Annotated in this window: 19 protein-coding genes, 1 pseudogene and 1 riboswitch; of the genes and pseudogenes, 17 read left to right on the top strand and 3 right to left on the bottom strand. The window is 42.0% G+C overall.

Features of this window, described 5'->3' with window-relative positions:
* The first annotated feature begins 70 nt into the window (after positions 1 to 70).
* The 14 genes from ACLNCV_RS01315 to ACLNCV_RS01250 all read left to right on the top strand — a co-directional run bounded on the left by ACLNCV_RS01315 (position 71) and on the right by ACLNCV_RS01250 (position 14,173).
* Entirely contained in the window at positions 71 to 2,044 is a 1,974-nt protein-coding gene (locus tag ACLNCV_RS01315) for a DHH family phosphoesterase (RefSeq protein ID WP_000715142.1), read from the top strand.
* The gene (rplI, locus tag ACLNCV_RS01310; protein ID WP_060627336.1) at positions 2,041 to 2,493 is read left to right on the top strand and encodes a 50S ribosomal protein L9; all 453 of its coding nucleotides are present in this window, start codon (positions 2,041 to 2,043) and stop codon (positions 2,491 to 2,493) included. Before ACLNCV_RS01315 ends, rplI begins: the two co-directional genes overlap by 4 nt.
* A gap of 43 nt (positions 2,494 to 2,536) precedes the next feature.
* Positions 2,537 to 3,889 (top strand): replicative DNA helicase, encoded by a 1,353-nt coding sequence (gene dnaB, locus ACLNCV_RS01305; protein ID WP_060627337.1) that lies wholly within the window; start codon positions 2,537 to 2,539, stop codon positions 3,887 to 3,889.
* Position 3,890: 1 nt separating this feature from the next.
* Entirely contained in the window at positions 3,891 to 4,157 is a 267-nt protein-coding gene (locus ACLNCV_RS01300; protein WP_001278169.1) for a Veg family protein, read from the top strand.
* An 89-nt stretch (positions 4,158 to 4,246) separates the two neighbouring features.
* Complete coding sequence (gene cbpD, locus ACLNCV_RS01295; RefSeq protein ID WP_424844794.1) at positions 4,247 to 5,365, top strand: choline binding-anchored murein hydrolase CbpD; 1,119 nt, start codon at positions 4,247 to 4,249, stop codon at positions 5,363 to 5,365.
* Positions 5,366 to 5,446: 81 nt separating this feature from the next.
* Positions 5,447 to 5,549: riboswitch (TPP riboswitch) on the top strand.
* Positions 5,550 to 5,617: 68 nt separating this feature from the next.
* Complete coding sequence (locus ACLNCV_RS01290; RefSeq protein ID WP_045612468.1) at positions 5,618 to 5,908, top strand: thiamine-binding protein; 291 nt, start codon at positions 5,618 to 5,620, stop codon at positions 5,906 to 5,908.
* Positions 5,871 to 6,629, top strand: coding sequence for an ABC transporter permease (locus ACLNCV_RS01285; RefSeq protein WP_261013718.1), 759 nt, complete (start codon positions 5,871 to 5,873; stop codon positions 6,627 to 6,629). Before ACLNCV_RS01290 ends, ACLNCV_RS01285 begins: the two co-directional genes overlap by 38 nt.
* 38 nt (positions 6,630 to 6,667) lie before the next feature.
* Positions 6,668 to 7,675: an ABC transporter substrate-binding protein gene (locus tag ACLNCV_RS01280; RefSeq protein ID WP_247953435.1), complete on the top strand. Its 1,008-nt coding sequence runs from the start codon at positions 6,668 to 6,670 to the stop codon at positions 7,673 to 7,675.
* On the top strand, positions 7,675 to 8,403 hold the full coding sequence (locus ACLNCV_RS01275; protein WP_247953434.1) for an ABC transporter ATP-binding protein: 729 nt from the start codon (positions 7,675 to 7,677) through the stop codon (positions 8,401 to 8,403). The genes ACLNCV_RS01280 and ACLNCV_RS01275 overlap by 1 nt, the downstream gene beginning before the upstream one ends.
* Before the next feature lie 118 nt (positions 8,404 to 8,521).
* Complete coding sequence (locus tag ACLNCV_RS01270; protein WP_001211279.1) at positions 8,522 to 8,980, top strand: CtsR family transcriptional regulator; 459 nt, start codon at positions 8,522 to 8,524, stop codon at positions 8,978 to 8,980.
* A gap of 1 nt (position 8,981) precedes the next feature.
* The gene (locus tag ACLNCV_RS01265) at positions 8,982 to 11,414 is read left to right on the top strand and encodes an ATP-dependent Clp protease ATP-binding subunit (RefSeq protein WP_261125889.1); all 2,433 of its coding nucleotides are present in this window, start codon (positions 8,982 to 8,984) and stop codon (positions 11,412 to 11,414) included.
* A gap of 136 nt (positions 11,415 to 11,550) precedes the next feature.
* Positions 11,551 to 12,609, top strand: a complete 1,059-nt coding sequence (locus ACLNCV_RS01260) for an AAA family ATPase (RefSeq protein WP_261125888.1) — start codon at positions 11,551 to 11,553, stop codon at positions 12,607 to 12,609.
* A gap of 9 nt (positions 12,610 to 12,618) precedes the next feature.
* On the top strand, positions 12,619 to 13,398 hold the full coding sequence (gene pnuC, locus ACLNCV_RS01255; RefSeq protein WP_261125886.1) for a nicotinamide riboside transporter PnuC: 780 nt from the start codon (positions 12,619 to 12,621) through the stop codon (positions 13,396 to 13,398).
* A gap of 1 nt (position 13,399) precedes the next feature.
* Positions 13,400 to 14,173, top strand: coding sequence for an NUDIX hydrolase (locus tag ACLNCV_RS01250; RefSeq protein WP_261125884.1), 774 nt, complete (start codon positions 13,400 to 13,402; stop codon positions 14,171 to 14,173).
* 72 nt (positions 14,174 to 14,245) lie between these two features.
* On the opposite strand, the gene ACLNCV_RS01245 is transcribed toward ACLNCV_RS01250, so the two are convergent.
* Positions 14,246 to 14,476, bottom strand: coding sequence for a hypothetical protein (locus ACLNCV_RS01245; protein WP_261050397.1), 231 nt, complete (start codon positions 14,474 to 14,476; stop codon positions 14,246 to 14,248).
* Between the two features lie 287 nt (positions 14,477 to 14,763).
* Here ACLNCV_RS01245 and ACLNCV_RS01240 point away from each other — a divergent pair, with 287 nt between their 5' ends.
* Positions 14,764 to 15,462 (top strand): hypothetical protein, encoded by a 699-nt coding sequence (locus ACLNCV_RS01240; protein WP_261103416.1) that lies wholly within the window; start codon positions 14,764 to 14,766, stop codon positions 15,460 to 15,462.
* A gap of 70 nt (positions 15,463 to 15,532) precedes the next feature.
* On the opposite strand, the gene dusB is transcribed toward ACLNCV_RS01240, so the two are convergent.
* Positions 15,533 to 16,513 carry a tRNA dihydrouridine synthase DusB gene (gene dusB / locus ACLNCV_RS01235; RefSeq protein WP_049551175.1) on the bottom strand — a complete coding sequence of 327 codons (981 nt, stop codon included), beginning with the start codon at positions 16,511 to 16,513 and terminating at the stop codon, positions 15,533 to 15,535.
* Entirely contained in the window at positions 16,500 to 17,372 is an 873-nt protein-coding gene (hslO, locus tag ACLNCV_RS01230) for an Hsp33 family molecular chaperone HslO (RefSeq protein WP_000357853.1), read from the bottom strand. Before hslO ends, dusB begins: the two co-directional genes overlap by 14 nt.
* 164 nt (positions 17,373 to 17,536) lie before the next feature.
* Between hslO and ACLNCV_RS01225 the strand changes: the two are divergent.
* Together ACLNCV_RS01225 and glpK are read left to right on the top strand one after the other, a co-directional pair.
* Positions 17,537 to 18,964, top strand: a pseudogene (locus tag ACLNCV_RS01225) (helix-turn-helix domain-containing protein).
* A gap of 159 nt (positions 18,965 to 19,123) precedes the next feature.
* Positions 19,124 to 20,632, top strand: coding sequence for a glycerol kinase GlpK (glpK, locus tag ACLNCV_RS01220; protein WP_000076785.1), 1,509 nt, complete (start codon positions 19,124 to 19,126; stop codon positions 20,630 to 20,632).
* Positions 20,633 to 20,646: the final 14 nt, after the last annotated feature.

Genomic DNA, 20,646 nt, shown 5'->3' with positions numbered 1-20,646 from the left:
TACTGATTACACCTTTAAAAAGTCGCTTTTTGGTGGTTATTATGGTATAATGGGTGCCAAGAGGTTTGGAATGAAAAAATTTTATGTAAGTCCTATTTTCCCCTTAATATTAGGAATAGTGGCGTTCGGAGTGCTATCTGTGCAACTTGTTTTTGTAACGAATACACTGGTAACGCTATTTCTTTTGCTACTTATTTTGGGTTCATATAGTTTATTATTCATCCATCAGAGAGACTACTACTCAAAGAGTGAAGTAGAACAAATCCAGTATGTAAACCACCAAGCTGAAGAAAGTTTGACAACCTTGTTAGAACAGATGCCTGTCGGAGTTATTAAATTAGACTTGTCGTCAGGTGAAGTTGAATGGTTTAATCCTTATGCTGAATTGATTTTGACTAATGAAGTGGGCGAGATTGATGTTGCATTAATTCAAACAATTATCAAGGCATCGGTAGGAAATCCAGGTTCTTATGCTACCTTGGGTGAGACCCGCTATTCGGTTCATATGGACAAGGTGTCTGGAGTTCTTTACTTCTTTGATGTGTCTGGAGAATACGAAGCGACTGTTGAGTTAGTAACGAGTCGACCTGTGATTGGGGTCGTTTCCGTTGACAACTATGATGATTTAGAAGATGAAACATCGGAGTCTGATATCAGTCATATCAATAGTTTTGTAGCCAATTTTGTTTCAGAATTTGCTGGTAAACATGCCATGTTCTCCCGTCGAGTAAGTATGGATCGCTTTTATCTATTTACGGACTACACGGTGCTTGAGGGATTGATGAACGATAAATTTTCTGTTATTGATTCTTTCAGAGAAGAGTCGAAACAGAGACAGTTGCCATTGACCTTAAGTATGGGCTTTTCTTATGGTGATGGAAATCATGATGAGATAGGGAAAGTTGCATTGCTCAACTTAAACTTGGCTGAAGTACGTGGTGGCGACCAGGTGGTTGTCAAGGAGAATGACGAAACGAAAAATCCCGTTTATTTTGGTGGTGGATCTGCGGCGTCAATCAAGCGTACAAGGACACGTACGCGCGCTATGATGACAGCTATTTCAGATAAAATTAGAAGTGTAGATCAGGTTTTTGTAGTTGGTCACAAAAATCTTGATATGGATGCTTTGGGTTCTGCTGTAGGTATGCAGTTATTTGCTAGTAATGTGACAGAAAATAGTTATGCTCTTTATGATGAAAATCAGATGTCTCCGGATATTGAACGAGCTGTTTCATTCTTAGAAAAAGAAGGAGTTACGAAGTTGTTGTCTGTTAAGGATGCAATGGGGATGGTGACCAATCGTTCTTTGTTGATTCTTGTAGACCATTCAAAGACAGCCTTAACTTTATCAAAAGCTTTTTATGATTTATTTACCCAAACCATCGTCATCGACCACCACAGACGGGATCAGGATTTTCCAGATAATGCGGTTATTACTTATATCGAAAGTGGTGCAAGTAGTGCCAGTGAGTTGGTAACGGAATTGATTCAGTTCCAGAATTCTAAGAAAAATCGTTTGAGTCGTATGCAAGCAAGTGTCTTGATGGCTGGTATGATGTTGGATACTAAAAATTTCACCTCACGAGTGACTAGTCGGACATTTGATGTTGCTAGCTATCTCAGAACGAGAGGAAGTGATAGTATTGCTATCCAAGAAATTGCTGCGACAGATTTTGAAGAATATCGTGAGGTCAATGAACTGATTTTACAGGGGCGTAAATTAGGTTCAGATGTACTAATAGCAGAGGCTAAGGACTCGAAATGCTATGATACAGTTGTTATTAGTAAGGCAGCAGATGCCATGTTAGCTATGTCAGGTATTGAAGCGAGTTTTGTTCTTGCGAAGAATACACAAGGATTTATCTCTATCTCAGCTCGCAGTCGTAGTAAGCTGAATGTACAACGGATTATGGAAGAGCTGGGAGGTGGAGGCCACTTTAATTTGGCAGCAGCTCAAATTAAGGATTCAACCTTGTCAGAAGCAGGGGAAAAACTGACAGAAATTGTATTAAATGAAATAAAGGAAAAGGAGAAAGAAGAATGAAAGTAATCTTTTTAGCAGATGTTAAAGGAAAAGGTAAAAAAGGCGAAATTAAGGAAGTACCAACAGGGTATGCGCAAAACTTTCTTATCAAAAAGAGTCTAGCCAAAGAAGCGACTGCTCAAGCTGTAGGTGAACTTCGTGGTAAACAAAAATCTGAAGAAAAAGCTCATGCTGAGATGATTGCAGAAGCAAAAGCAATTAAAGCTCAACTAGAAGCAGAGGAAACTATTGTAGAATTTGTTGAAAAAGTTGGTCCAGATGGTCGTACCTTTGGTTCCATTACCAATAAGAAAATTGCAGAAGAATTGCAAAAGCAATTTGGAATTAAGATTGATAAACGTCATATCCAAGTACAAGCTCCGATTCGAGCAGTTGGTTTGATTGATGTACCAGTGAAAATCTATCAAGATATTACAAGTGTAATCAATCTTCGTGTGAAAGAAGGGTAAATTTACACTTTCTTGACAAGATTGTAAAAGGAAGGGAAGTCTGATGGCAGAAGTAGAAGAGTTACGAGTACAACCTCAAGATATCTTAGCTGAGCAATCCGTTTTAGGGGCTATCTTTATTGACGAGAGTAAGCTTGTTTTTGTGCGAGAATATATTGAGTCTAGGGACTTTTTTAAGTATGCCCATCGTTTGATTTTCCAAGCTATGGTCGACTTATCCGATCGTGGCGATGCTATAGATGCAACAACGGTTCGTACCATTCTTGATAATCAAGGTGATTTACAGAATATTGGTGGCCTGTCTTACTTGGTTGAGATTGTCAATTCTGTGCCAACTTCTGCTAATGCGGAGTATTATGCTAAGATTGTTGCAGAGAAGGCCATGCTACGTCGATTAATCTCCAAGTTGACAGAGTCTGTCAATCAAGCTTACGAGGCTTCGCAACCAGCTGATGAAATCATTGCTCAGGCAGAAAAAGGCCTGATTGATGTCAGCGAAAATGCAAATCGAAGTGGATTTAAGAACATTCGAGATGTGTTGAATATCAACTTCGGAAATCTGGAAGCTCGCTCGCAACAAACGACCGATATTACAGGTATTGCGACAGGCTATCGTGACTTGGATCATATGACGACTGGACTTCATGAGGAGGAGTTGATTATCCTAGCAGCCCGTCCAGCTGTTGGTAAGACAGCCTTTGCCTTGAATATTGCTCAGAATATTGGGACTAAGTTGGACAAAACAGTTGCTATTTTTTCACTGGAAATGGGTGCGGAAAGTCTAGTGGACCGTATGTTAGCGGCAGAAGGTTTGGTAGAATCGCATTCTATCCGTACGGGTCAATTGACTGATGAGGAGTGGCAAAAATATACCATTGCTCAAGGAAATCTAGCTAATGCAAGTATCTATATCGATGATACGCCAGGGATTCGGATTACAGAGATTCGTTCTCGTTCTCGTAAACTGGCTCAAGAAACTGGAAATCTTGGCTTGATTTTAATAGACTATTTGCAGCTTATCACGGGAACTGGTCGGGAAAATCGTCAACAAGAGGTTTCAGAAATTTCACGTCAGTTGAAAATTTTAGCTAAGGAACTGAAGGTTCCAGTAATCGCTCTAAGTCAGCTTTCTCGTGGTGTAGAACAACGTCAGGATAAGAGACCGGTCTTGTCTGATATTCGTGAATCTGGGTCTATTGAGCAGGACGCTGATATTGTAGCCTTTCTTTATCGCGACGATTACTATGAGCGTGGTGGTGAAGAAGAGGAAGGAATGCCGAATAATAAGGTAGAAGTTATTATCGAGAAAAACCGTAGTGGAGCTCGTGGAACGGTGGAATTAATTTTCCAAAAAGAATACAATAAATTTTCAAGTATCTCAAAGAGGGAGGCATAAGATGTCAGATGCATTTACAGATGTAGCCAAGATGAAAAAAATCAAAGAAGAAATCAAGGCACATGAGGGTCAAGTCGTAGAAATGACTTTGGAGAATGGTCGTAAGCGCCAAAAAAATAGATTGGGTAAGCTAATTGAGGTTTATCCATCCCTATTTATCGTTGAATTTGGAAACGTTGAAGGAGATAAACAAGCTAATGTTTACGTTGAATCCTTTACTTACTCAGATATCCTTACAGAAAAGAATTTGATTCATTATCTTGACTAAAGTGAGAAATTTTCTCACTTTTTCTTTTTTTCTCCGAATAGTTTAAGTGAAGGTAATCTTCGATTTATATTATTTTTCAAGGAGGAAGAATGAAAATTTCACCATTTAAAGTAGCAGAGACAAGATTTTCTTTCAGAAAATCAGCTAAAAAGGTTGTTCCCTTTTTAGTAGTAGGATTGATGTTAGCAGCGGGTAATAGTGTATATGCCTATTCCGGAGGAAATGGATCGATTGCGCGTGGGGATGATTATCCTGCTCATTATAAAAATGGGAGCCAGGAGATTGATAAGTGGCGCATGTATTCTCGTCAGTGTACTTCTTTTGCAGCCTTTCGTTTGAGTAATGTCAATGGTTTTGAGATTCCGGCTGCTTATGGGAATGCGAATGAATGGGGCTATCGTGCTCGTCGTGAAGGTTATCGTGTCGATAATACACCAACGATTGGCTCTATTGCTTGGTCTACTGCAGGAACTTATGGTCATGTTGCTTGGGTGTCAAATGTAATAGGAGATGAGATTGAGATTGAAGAATACAATTATGGAATAAGGGAATCTTACAACAAGCGCATCGTGAAGGCAAATACTATGACGGGGTTTATTCATTTTAAAGATTTAGCTGGTGGCAGTGTTGGGAATAGTCAATCCTCAGTTTCAACAGGAGGAACACATTATTTTAAGACTAAGGCTGCTATCAAAAATCAGCCTCTAGCTAGCGCAACTGCGATTGATTACTATTATCCTGGGGAGAATGTTCATTATGATCAAATTCTCGAAAAAGATGGGTACAAGTGGTTGAGTTATACGGCTTATAACGGAAGTCGTCGTTATATCCAGCTAGAGGGAGTAACCTCTTCACAGAATTATCAGAATCAATCAGGAAATAGCTCTAACTATGGATCCAATAACAGTTCAACTGTCGGTTGGAAGAAAATAAATGGTAGTTGGTATCATTTCAAATCAAATGGGTCTAAATCAACAGGCTGGCTGAAAGATGGTTCTAGCTGGTATTATTTGAAATCATCTGGTGAAATGCAGACAGGATGGTTAAAGGAAAATGGTCTGTGGTATTATTTGGATAGTTCAGGTGCAATGAAAACGGGCTGGTACCAAGTATCTGGTAAGTGGTATTATTCTTACTCTTCAGGCGCCTTAGCTGTTAATACGACGGTGGATGGCTACAGAGTAAATAGTGATGGAGAACGAGTATAGAAAATGGGAGTAGGAAATTTTTCCTACTTTTTCTGTAAGCAGTTTCCTTGACATTTTTTTGGTTTTGCGCTATCATATGTCCATATAATATATGGGAGTCTGTGTACAGTCTGAGAGGAAGCGTTAAGCTTCGACCGCACCTGATCTGGGTAATGCCAGCGTAGGGAACGATACTTAGTCTAATCTTGACCTTTTCCATATATGGCAAAGGTTTTTCTTTTTATCAAAGGAAAACGAGAAGTGGAGGTTGTTATGAAAGCAAGCATTGCCTTGCAAGTTTTACCCCTTTCACAGGGGATTGATCGGATTGCTGTTATCGATCAGGTCATTGCCTATCTGAAAGCTCAAGAAGTGACCATGGTAGTGACACCATTTGAAACAGTTTTGGAAGGGGAGTTTGATGAGCTTATGCGCATTCTAAAAGAAGCGCTGGAAGTGGCAGGGCAGGAGGCAGACAATGTCTTTGCCAATGTCAAAATAAATGTAGGAGAGATTTTAAGTATTGATGAGAAACTTGAAAAGTATACTGAGACGACACATTAGTCTGTTGGGCTTTCTAGGGATCTTGTCAATCTGGCAGCTAGCAGGGTTGCTTAAACTTCTCCCCAAGTTTATCCTGCCGACACCTCTTGAAATCCTCCAGTCTTTTGTGCGTGATAGAGAATTTCTCTGGCACCACAGCTGGGCGACCTTGAGAGTGGCTTTGCTGGGGTTGGTTCTGGGAGTTTTGATTGCCTGTCTCATGGCTGTGCTTATGGATAGTTTGACTTGGCTCAATGACCTGATTTACCCTATGATGGTGGTTGTTCAGACCATTCCGACCATTGCCATAGCCCCTATCCTGGTTTTGTGGCTCGGTTATGGGATTTTGCCCAAGATTGTCTTGATTATCTTAACGACAACCTTCCCCATCATCGTCAGCATTTTGGACGGTTTTAGGCATTGTGACAAGGATATGCTGACCTTGTTTAGTCTGATGCGGGCCAAACCTTGGCAAATCCTTTGGCATTTTAAAATCCCAGTCAGTCTGCCTTACTTTTATGCAGGTCTGAGGGTCAGTGTCTCCTACGCTTTTATCACAACAGTAGTATCTGAGTGGTTGGGAGGCTTTGAAGGACTAGGTGTCTACATGATTCAGTCCAAGAAATTGTTTCAGTATGATACCATGTTCGCTATTATTATTCTGGTATCGATTATCAGCCTTCTTGGTATGAAATTGGTCGATGTCAGCGAGAAATATGTTATTAAATGGAAACGTTCGTAGAATTAGAATGTTTCGGAAAAAGAAAAGAGGAAATCAAAATGAAAAAAACATGGAAAGTGTTTTTAACTGTTTTAACAGCTCTTGTAGCTGTTGTGCTTGTGGCCTGTGGTCAAGGAACTGCTTCCAAGGACAACAAAGAAGCAGAACTTAAGAAGATTGACTTTATCCTAGACTGGACACCAAATACCAACCACACAGGGCTTTATGTGGCTAAGGAAAAAGGCTACTTCAAGGAAGCTGGGGTGGATGTTGATTTGAAATTGCCACCAGAAGAAAGTTCTTCTGACTTGGTTATTAACGGTAAGGCACCATTTGCAGTCTATTTCCAAGACTATATGGCTAAAAAATTGGAAAAAGGGGCAGGAATTACTGCCGTTGCAGCTATCGTAGAACACAATACATCAGGAATCATCTCTCGTAAATCTGACAATGTAGCTAGTCCAAAAGACTTGGTTGGTAAGAAATACGGAACTTGGAATGACCCAACTGAACTTGCTATGTTGAAAACCTTGGTAGAATCTCAAGGTGGAGACTTTGAGAAGGTTGAAAAAATACCAAATAACGACTCAAACTCAATCACACCGATTGCCAATGGAGTATTTGACACTGCTTGGATCTACTATGGATGGGATGGAATTCTTGCCAAATCTCAAGGTGTAGACGCTAACTTTATGTACTTGAAAGACTACGTTAAAGAATTTGACTATTACTCACCAGTCATCATTGCTAACAACGACTACCTCAAAGACAACAAAGAAGAAGCACGTAAAGTCATCCAAGCTATCAAAAAAGGCTACCAATATGCCATGGAGCATCCAGAAGAAGCAGCTGATATCCTCATCAAAAATGCACCTGAACTTAAGGAAAAACGTGACTTTGTCATCGAATCTCAAAAATACTTGTCAAAAGAATACGCAAGCGACAAGGAAAAATGGGGGCAATTTGATGCGGCTCGCTGGAATGCCTTCTACAAATGGGATAAAGAAAATGGTATCCTTAAAGAAGACTTGACAGACAAAGGCTTCACCAACGAATTTGTGAAATAATGACAGAAATTAGACTAGAACACGTCAGTTATGCCTATGGTCAAGAGAGGATTTTAGAGGATATCAATCTGAAAGTGACTTCAGGTGAAGTGGTTTCTATCCTAGGCCCAAGTGGTGTTGGTAAGACTACGCTTTTCAACTTAATTGCGGGGATTTTAGAAGTTCAGTCAGGGAGAATTGTCCTTGATGGTGAAGAAAATCCCAAGGGGCGGGTGAGTTATATGTTGCAAAAGGATCTGCTCTTGGAACACAAGACGGTGCTTGGTAATATCATTCTGCCCCTCTTGATTCAAAAGGTGGATAAGGCAGAAGCTATTGCTCGCTCAGATGAAATTCTTGCGACCTTCCAGTTGACAGCTGTAAGAGATAAATACCCTCATGAACTCAGTGGTGGGATGCGCCAGCGTGTGGCCTTGCTCCGGACCTACCTTTTCGGGCACAAGCTCTTTCTCTTGGATGAGGCCTTTAGCGCCTTGGATGAGATGACCAAGATGGAACTACACGCTTGGTACCTTGAGATTCACAAGCAGTTGCAGCTAACAACCTTGATCATCACGCATAGTATCGAGGAGGCCCTCAGTCTCAGCGACCGCATCTATATCTTGAAAAATCGCCCTGGGCAGATTGTTTCAGAAATTAAACTAGATTGGTCTGAAGATGAGGACAAGGAAGTCCAAAAGATTGCCTACAAACGTCAAATCTTGGCAGAATTAGGCTTAGATAAGTAGAAAAATAGGGAGTTGGTGAAGATTATCCTTTACCAGCGCCCTTTTTCTTTTAAAAATGAGAAAATTTCGGTATAATAGTCAAAGATAGTCAAGGTTTAAAGAGAGAGGTGGGTTTGTAATGAGATTTAAAAATACATCGGATCATATTGAGGCCTACATCAAGGCGATTTTAGATCAATCTGGTATCGTGGAGTTGCAACGTAGTCAGTTGGCAGATACTTTTCAGGTTGTTCCCAGTCAGATTAACTATGTGATCAAGACACGCTTTACGGAAAGTAGGGGCTACTTGGTTGAAAGTAAGCGTGGTGGCGGAGGCTACATTCGTATAGGACGGATTGAGTTTTCTAGTCATCATGAAATGCTCAGGGAGCTTCTTTACTCAATTGGTGAGCGGGTCAGTCAAGAAATTTATGAAGATATTCTCCAGCTTTTGGTTGAGCAGGAATTGATGACCAAGCAGGAGATGAATTTGCTAGTATCAGTAGCTTTGGATCGCGTTTTAGGAGAAGAAGCTCCAGTTGTTCGTGCAAACATGCTACGACAGGTCATACAAGAGGTAGATAGAAAAGGGAAGTAAGATGAACTATTCAAAAGCATTGAATGAATGTATCGAAAGTGCCTACATGGTTGCTGGCCATTTTGGAGCTCGTTACCTAGAGTCTTGGCACTTGTTGATTGCCATGTCCAACCACAGTTATAGTGTGGCAGGGGCAACTTTAAATGATTATCCATATGAGATGGACCGTTTAGAAGAGGTCGCTTTGGAACTGACTGAAACGGACTATAGCCAGGATGAAACCTTTACGGAATTGCCGTTTTCTCATCGTTTGCAGGTCCTTTTTGATGAAGCAGAGTATGTAGCGTCAGTGGTTCATGCTAAGGTGCTGGGGACGGAGCACGTCCTTTATGCGATTTTGCATGATGGCAATGCCTTGGCGACTCGTATCTTGGAGAGGGCTGGTTTTTCTTATGAAGACAAGAAAGATCAGGTTAAGATTGCTGCCCTACGTCGAAATCTAGAAGAACGTGCAGGCTGGACTCGTGAAGACCTCAAGGCTTTACGCCAACGCCATCGTACAGTAGCTGATAAGCAAAATTCTATGGCCAATATGATGGGCATGCCGCAGACTCCGAGCGGTGGTCTCGAGGACTATACGCATGATTTGACAGAGCAAGCGCGTTCTGGCAAGTTAGAACCAGTCATCGGTCGGGACAAGGAAATCTCACGTATGATTCAAATCTTGAGCCGTAAGACCAAGAACAATCCTGTTTTGGTTGGGGATGCTGGTGTCGGGAAAACAGCTCTGGCGTTTGGTCTTGCTCAGCGTATTGCTAGTGGGGATGTGCCTGCGGAAATGGCTAAGATGCGCGTGTTAGAGCTTGATTTGATGAATGTCGTTGCAGGGACACGCTTCCGTGGTGACTTTGAAGAACGCATGAACAATATCATCAAGGATATTGAAGAAGATGGTCAAGTTATCCTCTTTATCGATGAACTTCACACTATCATGGGTTCTGGTAGTGGGATTGATTCAACTCTGGATGCGGCCAATATCTTGAAGCCAGCCTTGGCGCGTGGAACCTTGAGAACGGTTGGTGCGACCACTCAGGAAGAATATCAAAAACACATCGAAAAAGATGCGGCCCTTTCTCGTCGTTTCGCTAAAGTGACGATTGAAGAACCAAGTGTGGCAGACAGCATGACCATTTTGCAAGGTTTGAAGGCGACTTATGAGAAACATCACCGGGTGCAAATCACAGATGAAGCGGTTGAAACAGCCGTCAAGATGGCTCATCGTTACTTGACTAGTCGTCATTTGCCAGACTCTGCTATTGATCTCTTAGATGAAGCGGCAGCAACAGTGCAAAATAAAACTAAAAATGTAAAAGCAGACGATTCAGGTTTGAGTCCAGCTGACAAGGCCTTGATGGATGGCAAGTGGAAACAGGCAGCTCAGCTAATCGCAAAAGAAGAGGAAGTGCCTGTCTATAAAGACTTGGTGACAGAGTCTGATATTTTGACTACCTTGAGTCGCTTGTCAGGTATTCCAGTCCAAAAACTGACTCAGACTGATGCTAAGAAATACTTAAACTTGGAAGCTGAACTGCACAAACGTGTCATCGGTCAAGATCAAGCAGTTTCAAGCATTAGCCGTGCCATTCGCCGCAATCAGTCAGGGATTCGCAGTCACAAGCGTCCGATTGGTTCCTTTATGTTCCTAGGACCTACAGGTGTCGGTAAGACCGAATTGGCCAAGGCTCTGGCAGAAGTACTCTTTGATGACGAATCAGCCCTTATCCGCTTTGATATGAGTGAGTATATGGAGAAATTCGCAGCCAGCCGTCTCAACGGAGCTCCTCCAGGCTATGTGGGTTATGAAGAAGGTGGGGAGTTGACCGAGAAGGTTCGCAACAAACCCTATTCCGTTCTCCTTTTTGACGAGGTAGAGAAGGCCCATCCAGACATCTTTAATGTTCTCTTGCAGGTCTTGGATGACGGTGTCTTGACCGATAGCAAGGGACGCAAGGTTGACTTTTCAAATACCATTATCATCATGACGTCAAACCTTGGTGCGACAGCCCTTCGGGATGACAAGACTGTCGGATTTGGGGCTAAGGACATTCGTTTTGACCAGGAAAATATGGAAAAACGAATCTTTGAAGAGCTGAAAAAAGCTTATAGACCTGAGTTTATCAACCGTATTGATGAAAAGGTGGTCTTCCATAGCTTATCTAGCGACCATATGCAGGAAGTAGTGAAGATTATGGTCAAACCTTTAGTAGCAAGTTTGGCTGAAAAAGGTATTGACTTGAAATTACAAGCTTCCGCACTGAAATTGCTGGCAAATCAAGGATATGACCCAGAGATGGGAGCTCGTCCACTTCGCAGAACCCTGCAAACAGAAGTGGAAGACAAGTTGGCAGAACTTCTTCTCAAGGGAGAATTAGAGGCAGGCAGCACACTTAAGATTGGTGTCAAAGCAGGCCAGTTAAAATTTGATATTGCATAAAAATGGAGAATCAGGAGCAATCTTGATTCTCTTTTTTCTAGTTTTTTATAAAAAACTATTGACAAAACAAAAATATAGTTTATAATAAAAACATAGATAATAAAAATATAAAAAATTATAAAAAGATAATAGGTTTATGAAAAAGAAAACAGCAGTGGTATTTGGAACCTTTGCTCCGCTTCATCAAGGACATATCGATCTAATCCAGCGAGCGAAGCGGCAGTGTGATCAGGTCTGGGTTGTCGTTTCAGGCTATGAGGGAGATCGAGGGGAGCAGGTAGGCTTAACGCTTCAAAAAAGATTTCGCTATATTAGAGAGGCTTTTCGTGATGACGAGTTGACCTCCGTTTGCAAGTTAGATGAGACTAATCTTCCCCGTTACCCTATGGGCTGGCAGGAGTGGTTGGACCAAATGTTAGCGGAGATTTCCTATGATGAAACCCAGCAAGAGCTGATCTTTTTTGTAGGAGAAGCAGACTATCAGCAAGAATTATCTAAACGTGGATTTGGCACTGTCTTGCAAGAAAGAAAGTTCGGTATCTCAGCGACTATGATTCGAGAAAATCCAAGCAAATATTGGAAAAACATCGCTCAGCCCTTCCGTCGTCAGTTTACAAAGAAAGTATTGATTATGGGGAGTGCCAGCAATGGGAAGACCACTCTGGCCAAGGATTTGGCAAGGTATTACGATGCACCCGTCAGTTTGGAATACGCACATGAGTACCAGATTAAAAACAATGTCCGCGACGATGAATTGACTCCAAAAGATTACTATTATCTCCTGTTGGGGCAGTATGACCAGACCTCTAAGTTAATTGACAGTAATGCCAATAGGGGATTGGTGATAGCTGACACCAACTCCTTAGTAACTAAGGGCTACTATGATTATTACATGGAGACCGAGGACCAAGGGGACTTATCAGGAGAAACCTTTGATAATCTCTTTGTTTCGATCTTGGCTAAGGAAAAATGGGACTTGATTCTCTTTGTGCAACCGGTCGGCTCCTATGTCAATGACGGATTTAGAGATATGACTATGGCAGAAGACCATATTCGTCATAGTTTTTCCCAGCATTTGGACCATATGAGAGAGCGATATTTAACCACCATTCCACTAGTTTATCTAGCTGAGGATTACCTAGGCAATTATGAAGCAGCCAAAGTGGCTATTGATGCCATTTACCAAGCAGATTAGGAGAAAATTATGAAAAAACTAACTGAAAAAATCACACAATTTATCGAAAACTTTAAAAATGTTCATGCAGAAGCTCGTAAGATTAGTTTTGCAGGAGCCATGCGCTTGCTCTGGAAAGATCTCTTTGTCGGCCGTAGCCTTTTCCAGTGGTTATATCTCATCGCTTTGTCAAGTGTTCCCTTGATCTTGGAATTCACGCAAAATGCGGAAACTCATGACTGGCTGAGCTTGTTTGCCTCTTGGACGGGGATTGTCTGTGTTATCTTGGTGGCAGAAGGGCGTGCAAGCAATTATCTCTTTGGGGCCATTAACTCGGCGATCTATTTGATTTTGGCTATGAATGCGACTTTTTATGGCGAAGTTTTGACGACCGTTTACTTCTTTGTCATGCAGCCGATTGGCCTCTATGCTTGGCTGTCCAATCGTATCAATGACCAAGGAAAAGCAGAAGAATCTCACTTTGAAGCTAAGAAATTATCTGTGCTTGACTGGCTCAAGTACTTGGCCTTGACTGCTATCATTTGGATTGGTATGGGCTTGGCTTACCAAAGTATCCATAGTGCTCGCCCTTTCCGTGATAGTGTTACCGATGCGACCAATGGTGTTGGTCAGCTCTTGATGACACGTCTCTACCGTGAGCAATGGATTTTCTGGATTGCAACCAATCTCTTTAGTATTTACCTCTGGTGGGGTGAAAATATCCACATCCAAGGGATGTACTGGGTTTACACACTCAATAGTCTAGTAGGTTGGTACCAATGGACCAAGGCAGTTCGTAAGGAGGCATAAAATGACGGACACGATGATTCCAGCAGGGATGACGGAAAAAGAATATTTTGAAATTCATGCAAGTCAGGAAGAGTTTTTAGATTGGTATCACAAACAGGAACTCCCTCAATACGAAAAACCAAGTGTGACGGTGGATATGGTAGCCTACTGCTTTGTCGAAGGAAAGATCAAGCTCTTATTAATTCGCCGCAAGGCTCACCCTTATCAAAACTGTTTGGCTCTGGTTGGAGGATTTATGGACAAGGGAGAAGATGCTACACATGCCTGTCAGCGCGAGGTGAGTGAAGAGGTTAATCTCGATCTTCCTTTGGAAAAAGTCGAGCAATTGATGACTGTGTCGACTCCTGGGCGTGACCCCCGAGGCTGGACGGTGACCATTGCTCACTTGGTGTATTTGCCTAGTCGTGCATTAGAACTGGTTCAGGCAGGTGACGATGCCAAGGATGTCGTTTTCGTAGATGTCGATTTTCAGTCGGGCAAATGCTTCTTGGAGGGAGTGGAGCTGGACGAGCAAGCCTTCGCCTTTGACCATTATGCCATTATCCAAGAATCCATCAAACGAATCCAAGGTCGACTTGACTGGAATCCGACCTTCCTTTATCTGCTGGAGGAGGAGTTCACTGTCTACGAAGGGACTGAACTGGTCAATCTTATCAACCCCGGTCGTCCAATCGTCAGCAATAACTTTCTTGTAAAATACGGAGAATATGTAGAAGAAGTCGGACTCAAACGAGTGCCTAAAAAGAAACCAAGAAAAACCTATCGATTGAAATAAAAAACGAGGTCGGGACAAAGTTCCCGACCTCTTTATGTACCATCATGAGATGGTTTTGTGTTGTGACTGCTTTTATGGGTGGCTATCTTTCTTAGAATTGCTCAACAGGTGAGTAAAAAAGTCTTTGTATCGATACTTGAGATAGTTCTCATGTAAAAATAACAAAGCGATGTAGACAATCAAAAAGATTGTAGTCAGATAGAAGACATCAAATGCAGTTCGCGCATAGTAAGTTGCTGATTGATAAGAGCCAATTGCTCCCAAAATCATCCAAGGAAGATACTTGTAATATTTGCTTAACATAAACCTATACCTCCTATATCCTAGTTCGCTATTATTATATTCCTTTGCAGTTAAAGATGCAAGCGATTACACAAGAGCGATTTAAAAAATTTTAAACAAAATAGGAATTTTTCTCTGTTTTTTCTATTAGATTACGAATAAAAGAGTAGGAGGAGTAAATGTATCTAAAGTATTTAAGATTTTTAAAATAGTTTAGATAAATTGTTGACATATTCAAATTTGAATGTTACAATTATATTACAAAAAGATTTCTTTATATTTCTAAAACATTACAAAGGAGTAGAAAAATGAAAAAGAAAACCTATATCAAATTTATGACAGCAACTGTATTGGCTTCTACCTTGCTATTAGGAGCTTGTGGAAATAAAAAGGAAACAACTCAAGCAAGCAGTTCTGCTAAGACAAGCCAGTCATCAAGTTCTAAAGCAACTTCTTCTAACAAAGAAAGCAAGACTCAGAAGTCCTCAAGTTCAGCTTCATCTGAAAAGGCTAAGGCGTCTACTGATCAATCTTCAGCAACTGCAACGCCATCACAAGCGGCACCTGCACCAGAGCAAAGACAAGGTCAAGAAGTGGCTAATCAACAGGCGGCTAGTCAACAAACTCCTGCTCAGACTTCTTCAACTCAACAGGCTCCTCAAGCCCAGTCTAACCAATCAAGCTATGATCCTACAACTGACCGCAAACTTCAAGACAAACAAGCAGAGCAAAATAAACGCTACAAGGGTGTTTTAACCATGGTAGATGGTGATTTCTCAGCTGCAGCGGGCAATTGGAAGGGAGCCAATGGCGAAACTATCACAGTTTCATCAGGTGGTCAATTTACAGTAGAATCTTCCGATGGAAAGAAAGAAAATTACTCTATCAAAGGCTATTCTTATACTCTTGATGATGGTAAGTATAACGCTAAAATTGGTGGAGGAAAAATCATCCAAATTACAACAGGAGCGGATGGTAAGGTTTCCAGTGTTGCTTTGAATCAATAATAACCCTCAGTATTTAAATTTTTACAATCAAAAACCCGTAACCTTTAAGAGAGTTACGGGTTTTAAACTATTAAGCCTTATCTAACTGCAAGAGAGCCTCAATCTCTGCTAGGGTGCTAGCTTGTGAAATGGCTCCACGTAGTTTGGCAGCGCCAGATGTTCCACGTAGGTAGTGAGGAGCGAGACCACGGAATTCACGAACTGCGACATTTTCCCCTTTGAGGTTAATCAAGCGTTTCAAGTGTTCGTAGGCAATTTTCATCTTGTCCTCAAAGGTCAAATCAGGTAGGATTTCTCCTGTTTCAAAGTAGTGGTTGATTTGGTTGAAGAGGTAGGGATTTCCCATAGCTGCACGGCCAATCATGACTGCGTCAGCACCGACTTCTTCAATGCGTTGTTTAGCTTCTTGGACTGTACGGATGTCACCGTTGGCGATGAAGGGAATCTTGGTCAGAGCTTGAGCTACGTCGTGCAAGGTCTCAAGGTCTGCGTGACCTGTATACATTTGCTCACGGGTACGGCCATGCATGGCGAGGGCAGAAACGCCTGCAGCTTCAGCAGCGAGGGCATTTTCTACTGCAAGAGCTGGGTCGGACCAGCCGGTACGCATCTTGACGGTGAGGGGAATATCAAGGACAGACTGAACCTTGTTGATAATAGAGTAAATCTTGTCTGGATCCTTGAGCCACATAGCGCCAGCTTCGTTTTTCACGATTTTGTTAACTGGGCAGCCCATGTTGATATCGACTATATCGGTCTTGGTATTTTCTTGGATGAATTCTGCTGCGCGCGCTAGGCTGTCTTCATCACTACCAAAAAGTTGGATAGAAACAGGGTTTTCACCTTCATCGATATGAAGCATGTGCAGGGTTTTTTCGTTGTTGTATTGGATTCCCTTGTCAGAGACCATTTCCATGACAACGAGTCCAGCTCCGAGCTCTTTTGCAATAGTACGAAAGGCTGAGTTTGTCACGCCAGCCATAGGTGCTAAAACGGTACGATTGGGAATCTCAACATTGCCAATCATAAAAGGTGTGTTAAGATTTGTCACGAATGAGTTCCTCCAGGTCGTTTTCATCAAAGTTGTAAGTCGTTTGGCAGAATTGACAAGTGATTTCTGCCCCATGGTCTTCCTCTTTCATTTCCTGTAAGTCTGAGCTTGGAAGGCTAGAAAGAGCGTTCATAAAGCGTTCATGGCTACAGTCACATTGGAAACGGATTTCTTCTTCAGAAAGACGCTTGTAGGCCTCGTCACCGTAGATAGCCTTGAGGAGGGCTTCGATATGGTCGTCGCTTTCCAGAAGGGTTGAGATAGCTGGCATTTCTTGGATGCGTTTTTCAAAGCGAGCAATCTCTTCTTCCTTAGCTCCTGGTAAGACTTGGACTAGGAAACCACCTGCAACCTTGACCTTGTCTTCCTCGTCCAAAAGGACATTGAGGCCGACTGCTGAAGGCGTTTGTTGGCTTTCAGTCAGGTAAAAGGCAAGATCTTCACCGATTTCCCCAGAGATAAGGGGAGTCATAGAGTTGTAAGGATTTCCAGTACCGTAGTCTGTGATAACGAGGAATTGGCCATTGCCGACAAAAGGTCCGACTAGGACTTCACCAGTTGCAGTCTTTTTGATGTCAACACCAGGATTTTGAACATAGCCTTTGACATTCCCCTTGGTATCAGCGACCGTGATAATGGCACCTAGAGAGCTAGATCCCAGCACCTTAACTGTTAGTTTGGTATTCCCTTTTTCATTGGCTGCGAGAATCTGGCTAGCGATAAGAGTTCGACCAAGCGCTACAGTTGAGCTAGCTTGGGTTTGGTGTTTTTCTTGAGCAGTACGGACGGTTTCTGTGCTATCAAGGACAAAAGCACGAAAGGCTCCGCTTTCTGATATAGTTTTAATAATTTTATCCATAGCTACTATTTTAGCATAAAAATGCCCAAAGAGGGAGCCGTGTGTTTGCTGATTTTTAGGATAATGGGCCGGGAAATCAGCATGAAAACAAAAAGAGAAACAGATTATTTCAGCATTTGTAAGATTTATGCTATGCTTAAGATAGAAAATGAAAGGGGTAACAAATGTATTTAGGAGATTTGATGGAGAAAGCCGAGTGTGGTCAATTTTCAATCCTTTCCTTTCTATTACAAGAGTCTCAGACGACCGTCAAGGCTGTAATGGAAGAAACAGGATTTTCAAAAGCAACCCTAACCAAATATGTCACCCTACTCAATGACAAGGCTTTGGATAGTGGCTTAGAGCTGACTATTCACTTAGAAGATGAAAATCTGCGTCTATCGATCGGTGCAGCTACCAAGGGGAGAGATATTCGGAGCTTGTTTTTGGAGAATGCTGTTAAATACCAGATTTTAGTTTATCTCCTCTATCATCAGCAGTTTCTAGCCCATCAGCTGGCTCAAGAATTGATGATTAGTGAGGCTACGCTTGGCCGCCACTTGGCTAGTTTAAATCAGATTTTGTCAGAATTTGATTTATCCATCCAAAATGGACGTTGGCGAGGTCCAGAGCATCAGATTCGTTACTTTTATTTCTGTCTTTTCCGCAAGGTTTGGTCGAGTCAGGAGTAGGAAGGTCACATGCAGAAGCCAGAGAGAAATCAGGAGATTGCCAGTTTAGAGGAAATCTGCGGTGCAAGTTTGTCTTCGGGGCAGAAATTGGACCTGGTTCTCTGGGCTCACATCAGTCAACAACGTCTCCGGGTCAATGCCTGTCAGTTTCAAGTCATAGAAGAGAAAATGCGAGGGTATTTTGACAATATTTTCTATCTTCGTTTGCTGAGAAAGGCTCCGTCCTTTTTTGCTGGGCAACACCTTCCTCTCGGAACTGAGGATGGGGAGATGATGATTTTCTTCTCTTTCCTCCTATCTCATCGCATTCTTCCTCTTCATACTATGGAGTATATCCTTGGTTTTGGAGGGCAGTTGGCAGATTTGCTGACACAATTGATTCAAGAAATGAAGAAGGAGGAGTTACTGGGTGATTATACAGAGGACCATGTTACCTATGAACTCAGTCAGCTTTGTGCTCAAGTCTATCTTTATAAGGGCTATATTTTACAGGATTGCTACAAGTACAAGTTAGAGAATCGTCATCCATATTTACTGATGGAACATGATTTTAGGGGGACGGCAGAGGAGATTTTTCATGCTCTACCTGCCTTTCAGCAGGGGACGGATTTGGATAAGAAAATTCTCTGGGAATGGCTTCAGTTGATGGAATATATGGCTGAAAATGGTGGTCAGCATATGCGGATTGGTCTGGATTTGACATCTGGTTTTCTTGTCTTTTCAAGGATGGCAGCCATTTTAAAACGGTATTTGGAATATAATCGTTTTATTACCATTGAAGCCTATGACCGAACTCGACATTATGATTTGCTGGTTACCAATAACCCCATTCATAAGAAGGAACAAACCCCAGTCTATTATTTAAAAAATGACTTGGATATGGAAGATTTGGCGGCTATTCGTCAGTTATTATTCACTTAAAAGGCTTGGTCGTTCCAGGTCTTTTTTGTGAAATTCACACAATCTCCTCACATTTTTTTAAAAATTAAAAAAAGTTGATGAACAAGAAAGCGTTTTATTTTGTATACTAGTAAGTGTAAAGAGGAAACATCCTCAAGATCTTTATCAGGAGGACAGCACATGTCACAAGAAAAATACATCATGGCCATTGACCAGGGGACTACAAGCTCTCGTGCCATCATTTTCAACAAAAAAGGAGAAAAAGTTAGCTCGAGTCAAAAAGAGTTTACTCAGATTTTCCCTCAGGCAGGTTGGGTTGAGCACAATGCCAATGAAATTTGGAATTCCGTCCAGTCTGTTATTGCTGGAGCTTTCATCGAAAGTGGTGTCAAGCCAAATCAAATCGAAGCAATCGGAATTACCAACCAACGTGAAACAACTGTCGTCTGGGATAAGAAAACAGGACTTCCTATCTACAACGCTATCGTTTGGCAGTCTCGCCAAACAGCCCCTTTGGCTGAGCAACTAAAAAGTCAAGGTTATGTGGAAAAATTCCATGAAAAGACTGGTTTGATCATCGATGCTTACTTCTCAGCGACTAAGGTTCGTTGGATTTTGGATCATGTAGAAGGCGCTCAAGAGCGAGCAGAAAAAGGGGAATTGCTCTTTGGTACCATCGATACTTGGTTGGTTTGGAAATTGACTGACGGTGCGGCTCACGTGACTGACTACTCAAATGCAGCTCGTACCATGCTTTATAACATTAAAGAACTCAAATGGGATGATGAGATTTTAGAAATCCTCAATATTCCTAAAGCAATGTTGCCTGAGGTTCGTTCTAACTCTGAAATCTACGGTAAGACAGCCCCATTCCATTTCTATGGTGGAGAAGTCCCAATCTCAGGTATGGCTGGGGACCAACAGGCAGCCCTCTTTGGACAGTTGGCCTTTGAACCAGGTATGGTCAAGAATACTTATGGAACAGGTTCTTTCATCATCATGAATACTGGTGAAGAGATGCAGTTGTCTGAAAACAACCTATTAACAACCATTGGTTACGGAATCAACGGCAAGGTTTACTATGCCTTGGAAGGTTCAATCTTCATCGCAGGAAGCGCCATTCAGTGGCTTCGTGACGGTCTTCGCATGGTAGAAAATTCACCAGAATCTGAAAAATACGCTCGTGATTCTCACAACAATGATGAAGTTTATGTCGTTCCAGCCTTTACAGGTCTAGGTGCTCCATACTGGAACCAAAACGCTCGCGGTTCTGTCTTTGGCTTAACTCGTGGAACAACTAAAGAAGACTTTATTAAGGCGACTTTGCAATCTATCGCTTATCAAGTGCGTGATATCATCGATACGATGCAAGTGGATGCGCAGACAGCTATCCAAGTCTTGAAAGTAGACGGTGGTGCAGCTATGAACAATTTCCTCATGCAGTTCCAAGCTGACATTTTGGGAATCGATATCGCACGCGCCAAAAACTTGGAAACAACAGCTCTAGGTGCAGCCTTCCTAGCAGGTTTGTCAGTGGGCTATTGGAAGGACTTGGATGAGTTGAAACTCTTGAACGAGACAGGAGAACTCTTTGAGCCATCTATGAACGAATCGCGCAAGGAACAACTCTACAAGGGCTGGAAGAAGGCTGTAAAAGCAACCCAAGTCTTTGCGGAAATAGACGACTAATACTGGAAGAATAA

The sequence above is a fragment of the Streptococcus sp. CL5.50 genome (assembly GCF_049738015.1).
Taxonomy (GTDB): domain Bacteria; phylum Bacillota; class Bacilli; order Lactobacillales; family Streptococcaceae; genus Streptococcus; species Streptococcus mitis_CA.
Note: the sequence above shows the minus strand (reverse complement) of the source record. Positions and strands in the feature narration are given on the sequence as shown.